The 14499-nt window shown below is 43.9% G+C and carries 16 protein-coding genes; 15 read left to right on the top strand and 1 reads right to left on the bottom strand.

Features of this window, described 5'->3' with window-relative positions:
• Positions 1-83 precede the first annotated feature (83 nt).
• Positions 84-737 carry a porin family protein gene (locus CWM47_RS21320; protein WP_100990216.1) on the top strand — a complete coding sequence of 218 codons (654 nt, stop codon included), beginning with the start codon at positions 84-86 and terminating at the stop codon, positions 735-737.
• Positions 738-1068: 331 nt separating this feature from the next.
• On the opposite strand, the gene CWM47_RS21315 is transcribed toward CWM47_RS21320, so the two are convergent.
• The gene (locus tag CWM47_RS21315) at positions 1069-1755 is read right to left on the bottom strand and encodes a hypothetical protein (protein ID WP_100990215.1); all 687 of its coding nucleotides are present in this window, start codon (positions 1753-1755) and stop codon (positions 1069-1071) included.
• Positions 1756-2333: 578 nt separating this feature from the next.
• Here CWM47_RS21315 and CWM47_RS21310 point away from each other — a divergent pair.
• The 14 genes from CWM47_RS21310 to CWM47_RS21245 all read left to right on the top strand — a co-directional run bounded on the left by CWM47_RS21310 (position 2334) and on the right by CWM47_RS21245 (position 14300).
• A complete protein-coding gene (locus tag CWM47_RS21310; protein WP_100990214.1) occupies positions 2334-2942 on the top strand; it encodes a hypothetical protein in 609 nt (202 codons plus the stop codon).
• A 53-nt stretch (positions 2943-2995) separates the two neighbouring features.
• Complete coding sequence (locus CWM47_RS21305) at positions 2996-4348, top strand: erythromycin esterase family protein (protein ID WP_100990213.1); 1353 nt, start codon at positions 2996-2998, stop codon at positions 4346-4348.
• Positions 4349-4590: 242 nt separating this feature from the next.
• Complete coding sequence (locus CWM47_RS21300) at positions 4591-5034, top strand: peptidase associated/transthyretin-like domain-containing protein (RefSeq protein WP_100990212.1); 444 nt, start codon at positions 4591-4593, stop codon at positions 5032-5034.
• Positions 5035-5655: 621 nt separating this feature from the next.
• Positions 5656-5907, top strand: coding sequence for a hypothetical protein (locus CWM47_RS38230; protein WP_157816027.1), 252 nt, complete (start codon positions 5656-5658; stop codon positions 5905-5907).
• 986 nt (positions 5908-6893) lie between these two features.
• On the top strand, positions 6894-7304 hold the full coding sequence (locus CWM47_RS21290; protein WP_157816026.1) for a hypothetical protein: 411 nt from the start codon (positions 6894-6896) through the stop codon (positions 7302-7304).
• Between the two features lie 322 nt (positions 7305-7626).
• Positions 7627-9819, top strand: coding sequence for a type I DNA topoisomerase (gene topA, locus CWM47_RS21285; RefSeq protein WP_100990209.1), 2193 nt, complete (start codon positions 7627-7629; stop codon positions 9817-9819).
• A 130-nt stretch (positions 9820-9949) separates the two neighbouring features.
• Positions 9950-10525, top strand: coding sequence for a LytR/AlgR family response regulator transcription factor (locus CWM47_RS21280; RefSeq protein ID WP_100990208.1), 576 nt, complete (start codon positions 9950-9952; stop codon positions 10523-10525).
• A gap of 12 nt (positions 10526-10537) precedes the next feature.
• A complete protein-coding gene (locus CWM47_RS21275; protein WP_100990207.1) occupies positions 10538-11137 on the top strand; it encodes a phage replication initiation protein, NGO0469 family in 600 nt (199 codons plus the stop codon).
• A 184-nt stretch (positions 11138-11321) separates the two neighbouring features.
• Positions 11322-11729: a hypothetical protein gene (locus tag CWM47_RS21270; RefSeq protein WP_100990206.1), complete on the top strand. Its 408-nt coding sequence runs from the start codon at positions 11322-11324 to the stop codon at positions 11727-11729.
• A 191-nt stretch (positions 11730-11920) separates the two neighbouring features.
• Positions 11921-12277, top strand: a complete 357-nt coding sequence (locus CWM47_RS21265; RefSeq protein ID WP_100990205.1) for a DUF6922 domain-containing protein — start codon at positions 11921-11923, stop codon at positions 12275-12277.
• A gap of 158 nt (positions 12278-12435) precedes the next feature.
• A complete protein-coding gene (locus CWM47_RS21260) occupies positions 12436-13221 on the top strand; it encodes a nucleotidyl transferase AbiEii/AbiGii toxin family protein (protein WP_100990204.1) in 786 nt (261 codons plus the stop codon).
• Between the two features lie 13 nt (positions 13222-13234).
• Positions 13235-13510, top strand: a complete 276-nt coding sequence (locus CWM47_RS21255) for a hypothetical protein (protein ID WP_100990203.1) — start codon at positions 13235-13237, stop codon at positions 13508-13510.
• On the top strand, positions 13500-13871 hold the full coding sequence (locus CWM47_RS21250; RefSeq protein WP_100990202.1) for a hypothetical protein: 372 nt from the start codon (positions 13500-13502) through the stop codon (positions 13869-13871). The genes CWM47_RS21255 and CWM47_RS21250 overlap by 11 nt, the downstream gene beginning before the upstream one ends.
• A 135-nt stretch (positions 13872-14006) precedes the next feature.
• Positions 14007-14300, top strand: a complete 294-nt coding sequence (locus tag CWM47_RS21245) for a hypothetical protein (protein WP_100990201.1) — start codon at positions 14007-14009, stop codon at positions 14298-14300.
• The last annotated feature ends 199 nt before the right edge of the window (positions 14301-14499 follow it).

Genomic DNA, 14499 nt, shown 5'->3' with positions numbered 1-14499 from the left:
CTTCGTACTATTCTTCACTTGTTGTTAAAGAGTCTGCGGGACATGCATTTTATTATGAATCAATCCATATTTGACTAAGCACTATGAAAACAAGTAAGCGGGTACTAATCTTATGTTGGCTCCTGGTTTTTCCAGGAAGAAGTTATGGGCAAAGTGTAAATTCGTTTCGATACGGCATTACTGGCGGGTTAAATGCGGGACAGCTAAATACGCCTTCAATCAACAAAACGTCTGGTCTGAGATGGCAGTATGCCGCGGGTGTTACGGTGGAACAGCCTTTCTCGTCAAACTTTGCCCTGGCTGCGGAACTGAAATATGCTCGTCATGGCGCTAAAGCGAAGGTTTCAGGAATCATGGGAAATGATGCCATCATTAGTGAATATGACTATGTGACACTGCCAATTTTTGTTCGCTTCCAACCAAAATTTGATCGAATATTTATCGAGTTAGGTGGCCAGATAGGCTACTTTTTGGCTGGGCGCAGTTATTTTTCCTCTAAAAAAGACCAAGCCCTGGCGGCTCAGAACATCAACCGGCTCGATGCAGGTTTAACCGGTGGGGTGGGATACCGATTGGGTACTCATCTAGTGATGGATGTTCGGTATTATCACAGTTTGAGATCACTATATGAAGACTTTACCGCTATTGATCCTATAACAGGAACGTCCACCTTCATTAAACTGACGCCTCAGTATCAGCGGGTTTGGTCATTAAATCTGAGCTATTTTTTTAAGTAGCGTTGAGATACGTTCACCTGCAATGCCTTCGATAAAATGGTCTATATGTTCCGTTCTTCTTGCTGTGCTTTAACTAAACCGTTGATGGCACCGGCCGCCAGAGCAATCGCCATTAGCGGGTCCGCCTGTGCGGCTATATCGTCAGTCATTATAAAGTTCGATAAAGATTAAAAGTCCCCATTACCAGCTTATTTTACGCTCGATGGCTTGACTTTTAACACAGTTCATTTTATACTTACCTACTTTTGCAACAGCCACCTTAGTTATGCAAAGGGAAAATTTTAATTACGAAACGTGCAGTACAGCTTTCAATATGTAAGAATAATAATATTTAACGCACTTTTCCTAACTGGACATAGCGGTAGGAAATACTCCCATCAACATACTCGATAACCGTTTTAAGCTTTGATAAAGTTGAAGCGGCCATTTCCAAGATCTGTTCTTGACTCATTTGCTCTCTACGTTCGGGTGTAAGCACCATACTATCTCCATGAAGAGTTTTAAATGTGAAGTCAGGATCGAAAACCGGCATGAGTGTCTGTTTGACGAGCTCTTTGAGTTTGCTTATGCTAGCAGTTGAATAGGAGTTTTGATGTATCCATCTCACATTCTGATCATAAATAAGGATTAGTCTACTCTCCACGAATGAATAATAAAGTGGCTTGCCTATGTTCTGTGCTGGGTAAAAGCTACTAAGGCCAATAGTAAATTCAAGTTCAACATCTTTTAGATGCTCCTTAAAGGAACCAACCTCAATAGGGCTACCATTACGAACCAGTTTAATTCCGGCTATTGTTAAATAGCCAAACCCATCTTTAAATAGTTGACTACTATCCTGCTGTTCTTTAATATATTTCTTTACCTCGGAAAAAAGCAATGGATTTATTCGGAGATCAACATACTGGATCGTTAAGCTATCCTCCGGTTTATTGACCGAAAAGGAATTAGTCTGCTGCTCAATAACACTAATCGGAATTGGCTTAGCTAAAAAGATCAACAGACTAATAAAAAATATCATTTCTCGTGTTGTATAAGTGAGGTGCTTAATATTTCAGTAACTGAATATAACTCAATGGTTCTAGTCAAGAGAACCTATTTTTCTGTTATACAATCAGAACTATATTAAATACTACAAAATGTAACACAAGAACAAAAGCTGTTTTATAGCTGTAAGACAGAAGGCAAGGTTAGTTAGTTTACGTTTTTCTAAGCACTACAAAGTAGCAGTGTTTCAAAAAACGCCCATTTTAAGAAGCAGATACATCCGACTTTCTTCGTCTCAAGCAGGAGCGTTTAATATTACACTATAAGCACATCTTTGATTTATAGGATGAGGTTGGTTCTGTGGCCTTTCTGGGTCAAAGGCCGTTAATCAGATAAACAGTAGATAATAGTCAACTGAAGCTTGTCAAAATTCTTGATCGCTCAGCTAGATAAGGTGAATCAATCTCAATAGTGGAACTAGGTAAAGCTAGCCTCTTTGATCAAATTGATCAATAAGTTAACTATAGGTGTAATCAACTTCTTTTAAGCTAAGTAGTTAATTGAGTAACCGGACTTTTTAATACTATTCAACTACATAGTTACATTTTTTTGATGAAAGCGACTAAGATATTCCTATTCATACTCAGCAGTAGCGTTTTATTAAACTCCTGTAAAAAGGACGATGCCCAACCGCAGACCATTGCCAATGTGCTTACCGGTGGCGACTTCGAAACATCCCCCTACTCAACATGGATATCGGATGTTAGTAAAAACTCTGTTACTCGTCCTACTAGTTACACAGTCGATTACTCAACCGAAGCAGCCTCATCACCCACCCATTCTATAAAGGTTAGTTGCAGTGCCGCCCCGAGTGACTCGACTTATCAACTTTTTCAACAGTCGCTTACTACATCTTCTACACCTATTCCGACTGGTGCCAAATTGACCTTAAAGGCAAAAATTAAGACCGTTAACATGCAGGGTGAAGGCATTTCTATGGCGATGGGGGGTTATAAGGGAGTCAACGATAATTACGCATCGGCTTTTTTTACTGAAACCCGAGGGAAAGTAGCCATTACAGGAACCAATGATTTCAAAGAATACACCCTAACCTTTGATTCATTTCCGGCTAATACCCAAAACTTATATGTGATCTTCTTTTTCTTACCAAAAACGACAGGTACAGTTTATTACGACGATGTTACCTTATCGGTGAATTAAGGAAGCGGCAACCATTGATAGTTATCTAATAGCTTTCACTCCCTGATTCGGTTATGCAAAGGCCCTACCCTGCTTTTCACCTTCTGTTCTCTCTTGGCTTCAGCCTGTTGGTGACCAGTTGCCAAAAGGCGGAACCTGATCCATTAGCCGACTTATCTGCGGACAAGATCCGGGTTGTACAGGCGTTGAATAAAGTCATTCTGCCCTTACAGGATGCTGACCCGACACGGGAGTTTACTGAGCTAGCCCCTCTGGATACCGTTCTAGCCAAAGCACAGGTGGTGGGTATGGGCGAAGGCACCCACGGGACGCGTGAGTTTTTTCGAATGAAAGACCGCCTGTTTCGCTACCTGGTTCAGAAACATGGCCATCAGACCATCGCCTTTGAAGCTAGTTTCGGCCGCTCAGTGATGGTAAACCGGTTTATTCATGGCCAGAGTACGGGACTAGCTTCAGCAGCCGAAGCGGCTAAAAGCATGTATTTCTGGACGTGGTCAACCGACGAGGTACGCGAGTTGCTCCAGTGGATGAAAGACTACAATACTGGTAAATCAGCCGACCAGCAACTATCCTTCTACGGTTTTGATTGCCAGTATGCGGATGACGAATTTCCCTTGCTCACTGAGTTTTTGACTAAGGTTGACCCCGCTTCTTTATCAAAAGTTGATTCCCTGGTTAGTCAATATGCGCTTGTGAGCAAGTTGTCAACGACCGATCCGCTTCGGCAGCAGTATGCCCAGGGTTTGGCCGTATTGTCTAATCGGTTTGTGGCCAATGAAGGTAGATGGGTTGCTGCGGGCGGACGTATGGAGTATGAGATTGCTCGGCAGGCAGCTCGCGTGCTCATTCAACAGCAGGATTTAGGCGATGGCAGCACCTGTAACTCGGGTGCCAAACGGGATCAGTATATGGCCGAGAATGTGCAATGGCTGTTGACCAGAATGAACATTGGCAAGGTAAGCTTGTGGGCTCATAATTATCACATGGCCAATATGCCTGTTGCGTCTTGTAACCTGCCCACGATGGGCGCTGTGTTGAAAAAGCAATTGACGACGAAATACCTGATCGTGGGTCAACTGTTCACCAACGGTTCGTTTACAGCCATCGACGGCTCTCAAGGTATTGGCCGCTTAAAATCCCTCTCGATCCGTACGGAAGGGGTAAACAATTCGTTCAACTACCTGCTAGGTAAAGGGCAGTACGCTACGTTTGCATTGAACCTGTACCAGCCTCAGCCAGACACCGTATTAACCAACTGGCTGAACGCCAAGCACCCAATGTTCGATGCGGGTGCCGTTTTTGATGAAACTCACCCTGAGAAATACTATACTATAACTGCCTTGACCGGCCACTTCGATGTGTTAATTCATTTTCGGGACACAACCCCGACCCAGCTACTTTTTTAAACAACGATGTTTATACTGGTTTGCTACCAATTGTTCAAATCTTAGATGATTGATTGTTTTCAAAAATTAGATGTCTAGGGTCGCGTTGCAAAGTCGTACATAAATCCTCACACCTGTCTAGTAATCCGTATAAATTGTATTATTCTCATTCAGATTGTATAAGTAATGTGGCTGCGGTCTGCCGCTGCGCCACTTATACAACACATTTCCAACGGTTAAACCCTTTTTCTGGTCTTTAGAAGATGGAAACGATAAAAGCAGTAAAGCATAGCCTGCTTTTGGCCATACTCACCGGCAGTTTAAGCTGTGGCTTTACGGCCGTTGATAAACAAACGTCAATAACAGGAACGGTTCAACTCAATACGGGAAAACCCGTTGAGAATTATCCGCTCAGCGTATTGGCTAAGAATGGGTCAACTTTTGGTGGCAGTAACTTAGTGTCTCAGCAAGATTTTCGCACCGATAAAAATGGGGCTTTTGCCTACCAAGGCCTGTTTTTATCCGAGGGATTAGGTGGCTTAGGCTATGAACTGCGATGGGCCTTCGACTTTAAAATTCAGGACAGTCCTATTCAGTCGATACGGTCCAGGCAATCATCCCGGACGCCAGTATTAATATCACATCAGGTTACCAGTTTGATGGCTATCTATTTCCAGGTAAGCAGCATACCATCAAGATCATCTTGAAGAAAAACTAATTGAAGCTTTTCCTTCAGGTTAACTTATGGCCAGTGGCTTTTGTAAAAGGCCCATCAGTTTAAGGGACAAGAATATCCCAAAAAGAATAGTTACCTAAGGTTTCGTTTACCAACACCAGTATTTACAAATCTGCTTTATTGCCGTCAAACTATAAGTCAAAATGGACGAGTTGTTCATTCGAATCACCAATATCAAAAACAAGCAAGTAATTATAAGCAGATTGTGGCGAGTCTGTAATTACGCCGGAATAAGTTGAAAGCTCATGGCTGATGTCTTCTACATAGCATCTTTGAGTATGTTTGCTGTTTCATACAAAATCCGTCATTATATTTTGTAGAATCAAGGCTTTCGGTAATCATAATGGCACTTATACTACAGTTAAAATCCCCTACGTTAAGCGAATAAACATATGTTATGAAACTCACTTATCTTGGGACTTTACTAGTGGGTACGTTGGGAATGACGAGTTGTCCAGCGCCTAAACTGCCCGACTTTTGCGATAAACCGGCTCATATTTTTGTTGATCCAGTGTGTTATAATCCTAGCCAAGGATTAACCATTAGGACTTCATCAATTGAAAGTTCAGATACAACTATTCGACTTAGTTGGATGGTCTATATTCTAGCCGATTCCGCTCAGCAAGCTCCCTATACCCATCCTCAAGTGAACGGCATTCCCGCTGGATATGCCTTGACTCTGCCCGATTCTCTCTTAAAAGCTAATCAAAAGGTCTACGTGGAAGTCCGAGCGAGTTGTGCTGGCGTACCTGAAGAAAAAACTACGGCTATCAATGGGAATGTGTTTGTGCGACGGTTTAACAAGACAAGTGCTTGCTATCAATGGACGGAACGCAACGACTAGCAAATTAAATAATGAGTCGTTTGCCACTTTGTACAAAATCTGTCATTTGGAATCGTTTGTTATCTCACAAATCAAAGTCTAATTTTCAGTGGTGCATATGAGCTTGTGAGACTAACTCCTCTCCTATCTGACTACTTACCTCTATTTCGCAAAACTCCCAACACAGTATCAAATGTGTAAGATTGTATCTTACTGATGAGCGAATACCTACACTTCACCCCCTAAAACAAGACATTCACCCCCTCACCAACTAATTAGGCTATTTCGCCAACTTTTGTTGCCATTACAAGTGAATAGGTACGAATTTGGATGTACTTAACTAATCCAACTCTATCATGGTAACGGCTCATGGTCAAAAAAATGCTTTAGACGAGTTAGCAAAACTCGTTGTTAAGCCGCATCTCTTTAACGTCGAGGATATTGGGTACCTGCCAACATTTCGGGAAAATGTTTCATATGCCAGCAGTATTACTCTGATTTTAAGCACGTTATAGGACAAGATCGGCGGGTAGGATTTCTGTGAGAGTCATGAGGAAGTAAAGTGAAACGTACGTATGAATGTACCATTCACCGAGCATGACTAGGATCAAAAGAATCATTCTTGAGTGCTCAAATTAGTTAATCGAACCTGTTCAGCAATTAAGGTTCAGTCTATTCAGCGAATCAGTGAGCTAACCTGAACAAATCCAATGAAAATAGTGGAGTTGCCGCAGTGGCGAACCATTAACATTCGTAGCAAGAGGGATGTTGGCGTCTAGTTAAATTGCTGATTATCAATTAGTACACCCTATCTGACGAAACATTTTCCCGGAATATTGGCAGGTACCTTAAGACAAACCAAATTCCATTTACCGGACCGATCAACTTCTGGTAGTCTTAACCGCTGAGATTCAAATTTTCCACACCATCGACCTATGATCGAAAAATTTTATTCATAAAATATTGACCGTATAATTTGGTCAAAAAGTATTTAAATTTATACATTTATGAAACATTTTGAAGGTTTCCACATAGCTCAACCTCTTGCCTCACTAATGGATCAATTTCCCTATTTATCTCAAAAAGCTGATGCGTTGCCTGAGCTTTGGCAAGTCGGACAGCTGGTAACCCTTGCTGAACCGCATTATGGGCCCCATAACCCGTGTGGCAGCGTAGGTGTAGTCTATGTAATTGATACCGAAGATCCTGAAATGCCTTACGTTGGCATCCTAATGGAATCCGGTGATGATTTAAATTTGATTGACGCTTTACAAGTCCACAACAGCTTTATAAGTTTAGGAATTGTACCATTCGATTATGAATTCTCAAGCTGTCAAACGTTGATGGCAGATCAGCAAAAAGGCTTATTTCTAACTTGTTTTCATGCGGCTCATCGACTGATGCATACGGATGAATAAGTTTACTCAAGAAATAGGAAACTGGCCGTTATGGAGTCAACTTCTGCTACTCGTAGTCCTAGGGTTAGTTATTCATTTTTGGTTTGGACGCCTGAGCAGCTCACTGCTGGCAAGAAGAACAGCCGGTGGGTCTTTGGAGAGGTTGTGGCGTTTGATACAATGTGTTCTCTGGGCAACCGGCCTAAGCTGGATAGCGGTTCGCTTTTGCGTGGGTACAAATGGTCAAGGTAGGCCCTATGAATGGGGGTTTTATGGTCGTGTACTTTTTGTGGGGTTGACAGCTTACCTATCTAATTTTCTAACCCGTTACTTTTCTTGATTCATGGCTAAGCATCTGCTCATTGTTGAGTCACCAAATAAAAAGCAAAAATTACTTCAATATCTCGATGATTTATATGGTAGCGGCCAGTGGTACGTAGCGGCCAGTGTAGGTCACGTTCAGGATCTGCCGGAAAAGGAATTAGGCATAAACCGGGAGCGCAATTACAGCATGTCATACCAGGTAAGCCGGGATAAGGAAAAAGTCGTTACTGGCCTAAAGAACCTGGTCCGGGAGGTGGGTGCTGATAATGTGATTTTAGCCACTGACCCTGATCGGGAAGGCGAAGCCATTTCATGGCATTTGAGCCGGTTGCTCAACATATCACCAGACAAGGCACAACGAGCCACCTTTCAGGAGATTACCAAATCAGCTATTAAATCAGCGCTGGATAGCCGACGGCCAATTAATATGAGCCTGGTCAAAGCCCAGGAAGCCCGGCGGGCCATCGACAGGATTGCCGGCTACGAAGTTTCGGATATCGCCCGGCGCAAAACAGGTAAAAACTTAACGGCAGGCCGGGTGCAGAGTGTTGCATTAAAGCTAATTGTGGAGCGGGAGAAAACGATCTCTTCCTTTACAGATCAGTTCAGCTTTAAGCTCACGGCTGTTTTTACGAGCCCCAAAAATGAGTTTATCAAAGCCAATTACGTAGGGGCGGGGGAAGCGGACAGCCAAAAAATGAATGCACTGCCTATTTTACAGGCTTATCTAAATAGTGCCACCGGCAAGTTGTGGCGCTTGCTGGATAAACAAAGCAAGCCGGTACTGCGGCAGCCTGGCCCGGCTTTCACAACCTCCTCTCTGCAGCAGGAAGCCATTCGCAAACTATCCAAAGGAAATGACCGATGGGGGGCAAAACGGGTTATGGAGGTTGCTCAGGCGTTATTCGCAGCTGGTCATATTACGTATATGCGTACTGATTCACCCAACCTATCCCTGGAAGCGGTCGAGGCAATTCAAGAGCAGGTCATTAGCCAATTCGGAGAAACCTATTTTCAGCCCCGGCGCTTTCCCGTCAAAGCGGATGCCCAGGAAGCCCACGAAGCGATCCGACCAACTCATATGGATGTTCGAATGGCGGGGACTAACGGGGATGAACAATCCTTGTATAGGCTCATCTACACGCGGGCCATGGCGTCACAAATGAAACCAACCCAGTACGAGGAGACAATACTAACGATCGGCACCGGGCAGCCCATTGATACCTTTCAGGCAAAAGCCAGTACCTTAATTTTTGAGGGTTACCGCGCTGTCTATACGGAGTCTGATGAGGAGGAGGCAAGTGAGGACGAGTCCGTTATTTCGCCCGTAGCGGTTGGTACAACGCTGCGCCTCGATCAAATGCAGGGTAAACAAACCTACCGACAGCCCCCTAAGCGATTTGATGAAGCAACACTGATTAAAAGTATGGAACAGAAAGGGATTGGACGACCATCTACCTACGCTAGTATCCTATCGACGATTCAAAAGCGGAATTATGCAGAAACTGGCAATGTAGCTGCCCGAAAATTGCCGACAACCATCATTACGCTGAAACAGGGGACGATTCGTACCACGACCGAACAACAATCCGTTGGGGGCGATAAAGCAAAACTGGTCCCCACGGCTACGGGTATTCAATTAGCCGATTTTCTTGAAGCGAATTTCTCCCCATTAATTGACTACGGATTTACGGCAGGCATGGAGAAACAACTTGACGAAATAGTCGAAGGCAAAAGCAAATTTCTGACTGTTATTCAGAGCTATGATCAAATGCATCAGCGAATGATTGCTCACGTGGAAGCGACGCTATCTGATGCCAAGCGGGAAACGGCTACTCGATTACTGGGGGAGTATAAGAATAAACCCGTTCGGGTCGGTACCTCAAAACAGGGAACGTACCTTTTATATGCCGATGCGTTTACGGGGGTCGAGTCGCTAGCCGCCGATGAGGTAACGCTGGAGCTTGCTATTCCAATGTTAGAATCAAGTTCTTCGGCACCGGCTGCTAAAGGACTTACAATCATTCACAAAGCCGGAAAATACGAAGTCAGGAAAGGGCAGTTTGGGTACTACCTAACGGATGGGGTTACGAACGCTAAACTGCCTAAGCAGTTTGCTACGGAAAGCCAGATGAAAACGATTAAGGCCGCTGATGCACAGACTATCATAAAAGCCTATCTGGAATGGAAAAGGAAAGCCACTAACAAGTAGTTACTTTTTTTGCGTTTTTTGAACCGAAAAAAAAACAAAAATATCTTCAAAAAAAGATTTATTTGAAACCTAATATAAACGGTTGGGTGTACATCGCCTCTAAAATTCCCCAAAAAACGCTACTTTAGCCATGCACCGTATACGCCTTAATGCAACGATCCGGTATTTAAGAATTCCTACCTACCATGGAAGTACCGAAAAAATAAGAGTATCGGATGAAAATGATGATCGGCTTTCGTCCTGTAAGCCGAGTGAACCCTGTTCAACTGACGAGTTAGAATGGTTAACTGAAGCGACAATGCCAAACGATACACAAAATGCAATTATAGTTGGGGAGCCGGCTTATCTGATCTATCGAGAGGTGAACGCTAATGGCAATAAATCTGAGCTGGAGCCTCTGCGCAATGAAGAAATTATTCGACTGGAAAGCAATGGAGGGTATTGCTACATTTATCTGAAGGATAATACCCGTTATTTATTAGCGATGAGTCTAAAATGGGTGTCGAAATACTTACACGATTTTGTCCGAATTCACCGAACCCATGCGGTTAATCCGATCTACGTAAAGCAGTATTTACTGGATCAACAAAAGAGACAGAAAGACCGGTATTTGCTGCTGAAAACCGATGAGAAGTTACCCTGGTCTCGACGCCACCTTCGTGAACGACGGCAGGACTCTCCCCAGTTATTTGATTTAATCCTTTAACTAAGACCAACGATGAGCCTTCTATTGCCAATAATTCAGCAAAGTCCAACCGACTTAACCACGGGTGAATACGTGGGCATATTGTTTCGTATTGTTGAAAAAGGAACGCAGGATGAGCTATTCAAACAAACGAATCAACTGTATCAGCGGCCAAAAGTACTGTTGACTTGGGTATTGCCGGATCAGTATGAACTCGTTCAAAAGCAACCGCGTCCCGTCCTGATCCATAAAGAATACACGCAATCACTCCGGCAAAGCTCGCACCTGTACCGTGATGTCATTGGGATGAGAGGCTATGACTTTTCTGAATCGGAGCTTACCTATCCATTTGATCTGTTATCCCTGTTAGGAACTCCCAGTCTTTTATCGGTACAGGTAACCAAAAAAGGTGAAACCTGCCATCCTGAGTTAAAACAGATTAAACCACTCCCCGCTGACACCGGCGTATCCGATTGTCCATATGACTTTTATTCGCTGACATTTAAAGACTGGAACTGGGAAATATACGATGAATTAAGCCAGAAGCTACAGCAGGAGATTGCCCGATCGCCAGAGTATGCAAAGCTGCCCGCCCGGGTTAACCAGTCTACAATTGAAAATCATGATCAGTAGCTAAGTTGTATCGATTAGAGTGCCTGACCAGCTAGGCTGTTTATTTAACGCGTCGAATAAAACAGGGCGATAACCGGGAAGAAATGATAAGCTCTTGTACTCATTTCAGACGTATTAGCCCGATTCTTTTTGAAGTAGATTGTATATTGAATAGGGAAGAAACCTTTAAGACGCCCGCCTAGTCATGAAACGCCTTTTTGAACCCCTGTCATTACCGTTTAAAGTGCCTAAGCTGTTTGATATTCCCTACTACATACAGGCTTTCCTGGTAGGGGCAATCCGGCTCACCATCGCCATTCTACTGGGACCAGAGGCCTATTTCATCAGCCGGCTTCGCATTGGTATGGCCATCAGCGTTTTTCTAATAAAGATGGTTTTTGCTTTGTTTAAACAGGATGCAACCGGGCGGCAGTGGATGCTCTATCTCGCCATAGCCGCTGAAATTGTTCAAATTGGTATGTCTCTGTACGTTGGCTACCGACTAGCTAATGCCACACCTACGATTGAAGTTGTTGAGCAAATTGACCTTGTCGATGAACATGGGCGGTTGATTACCACCTATGAGAAGAAAGTCTCACCGCAAGATTTATAGATTGAGCATCCCGTGCCATCGTGGTCAACGCGATGGCTTTTTTTATCTCTGCAGTAAAACCCTTAACGCCTGATTGCCCTCAAAATCAATAAATTTTATCATTTCATTTGTTGGCCTAATTTGCTTAAAAAATTATTTTGTTTTCGGTCAATAAGACTTAGGTTTATTCATCCATTTTAGTTTAAAAGATCATGGCTTTAGATCATTCAATCCCTAACCTGGCAACCGGCAAACCGGCTACATCCCGCAAGTCGTTGCAGATCTCCACCCGCAGTTTATGGGGCTACGACGTCGACTCGCTCAATATCGATGACGATCAGGATCGGCAGACAATTATCGCGCGCGTTTTTGATGCGGGCACCCATGAAGACAAGCTGGCCATAATCGATTTTTTTGATCTGGAGACGATTAAACAAGCGTTATTGAATACCGCTGAATTGCAGTCATCGACTATTTCCCTCACGGCCATTTGGCTGAATCTAAAACCGGAAATGTACCGGGCTTACAAACGACTGGACTTATCACAGCTGAAGCATGCTTCGTTTTAACGCAATTAGGAGCGCGCTTATCATCAGTCAACTCTTCTTATTCGTAACCTTATCGAGGGACAAACTGAAACAAGCTTTAAAGTAAAAGGTCATGAGAAGCACCAAATGAATCCACACGATTACAGAATTTAAAATAAGCCTGAAAATAAAAAGCCCGCATGTATCATCTCCAAACCATCGATACAAAACCCTACCAGTTGCTGCAGGAATTGATGACGAATCGGGAGCTGGAGCAAGCCGGGTTTTTACTATGCGGTGGTGGGGCAATTGCCCTGCACCTGGGCCACCGGCAAAGTACGGATATTGATTTGTTTACGCCCAAAGCCATTCCGCCAGGGGCCATGAAGAAATTCATGGAGCAAACCTTTGGCGCTCGTGTCGATGTGTATTCACAAAGTGATTTGGGTATTCGAGGTTTTTTGGATGGGGTAAAATTTGATATGATCCGATTTCCTTATCAGATGCAGCATGCCCCCCTGGCGGAGCAGAATATACGATTTCTGGATCTAAGGGATGCCGTAGCGATGAAAGTTCACGCTGTGGCTAACCGCGGATTACGCCGTGATTTTTACGATCTGGCGGAGATCCTCCAACGGATGCCCTTAAAAGAGGTACTCAAAAACTATCAGCGTCAGTTTTCGCCCTCCCAGATGGCGATGAGCCATACTCGCCGGGCGCTTACTTTCTTTACGGATGCTGAAGCAGATTCAACCAAAGTTGATGTTCGAAACGGCAGGAGTTGGGACCAGGTAAAGAAAATTATGGCAAAAGCCGTTCAGCACCCCTCTGAAATACCAACACTGAAAGCACCCCGTTTGCTTAAACCCGGGAATCCTCACCTGACCGATCTAAAGTCGTCCGCCCCAGCCAAGGCGCTCCCGAGTCAACCGAAAACGCCCTCTGCTCAGGTATCCCGACCAATCAGTACCCGTCGAGTGACTTAACTTCATTTAATTTATGTTGAACTACCCAATTATTACAGAAGCCTACCCGCAGGCCACGGTAATTGCCTTTACTGAATACTACCATCCCCAGCTCCGCTGGCAACGAATTGATCAACCCGCCGATGCCATTTTGCAGTTCGATCAGTTTGAGTCTCAAATCCGTCAGGTCATGGCTTACGGTGCCACGCAGTTAGGTTTTACGGTTCAGGACGAAGAAAGGGCGCATTACACCGTTCATGTATCAAGTAAGAAACTAACGGGTAGTGGCCGCATTAAAGATGGCCGCTAGCCAGGTGTTTACCATCCAACAAGCAACTCTATTTTTAATCGAAAACGACTCAGAAATCATGCTCACTAAATTGTCACTAGCGGCTGGCTTGTCCAAAGCATTTGAAGACGTGATGCCGGAGAAACTCCAGCAAAGTGACTCCACCGCCTACGCAGCTATCCTTGATCAAGAAAATCACCTTTATTTTAGCCCAAGTGCTTTTAATGCTGACCATCATTCACAAATGCCCTTACAAACAACACCTTTAGCTAATGACAACAACACGCGGATTATCGGTTATTTTTCGGCAATTCAGCTAGCGTGTTTTACAACGGAGGAACTGGCTGAACAAATTACAGATGATCAAATTCCGTTTTCCTGATTGGGTTAAGAGTAAGAAAAATGTCCAAAAATTTGGACAAAACGAAAGTCAATAACGGGGGAAAGATGATTCACCTCTCTTCCAAAGATTTGTTGTTAACCCAGATTGGACTGCCCTGATAAGCGATATTTAGGTATGAGAACTACCGTTTTATACGACCTAAGTGATCCCTTTTTTGATTACCTGGAAACGATGGCTAACCAGTCGAGTCCAGTGCTGGCCTATTCGACTAACGATATCCTGGACTTAATCGGACGAATCGAAGCGGAAGGATTTGTCGTACCTGCTTTGCTAACCATCGAGCAGGCGCTGATGAAAGCCATTAATTATACGAACGCCCGGCTGTCCTCCTCGATGCGGATTGTTTATCGAGATGAGATCGTATTTATATCGACTGTCGTTTATCTTGACTTACCCATAATTGGGTAAATCTAAAAAATGGACCGCTAGAGCGGCCTAGCGCAGCGGCGGCCGCCAAATTCGTCACTTGAGTTTATTTTGTCTATTTGGTGGTTAATTCACGACCAACCTTTGAGAAAGCCGTTGCAGGAATTGAGCGTTTTTACAAGACAGGGATTAGTGATAACTGACCACCACCATCCGTAGCCTATGGCTCTGGATAAAGTAC

It is taken from the genome of Spirosoma pollinicola, assembly GCF_002831565.1.
Taxonomy (GTDB): domain Bacteria; phylum Bacteroidota; class Bacteroidia; order Cytophagales; family Spirosomataceae; genus Spirosoma; species Spirosoma pollinicola.
This window is presented reverse-complemented; position numbering and strand designations above follow the sequence as displayed.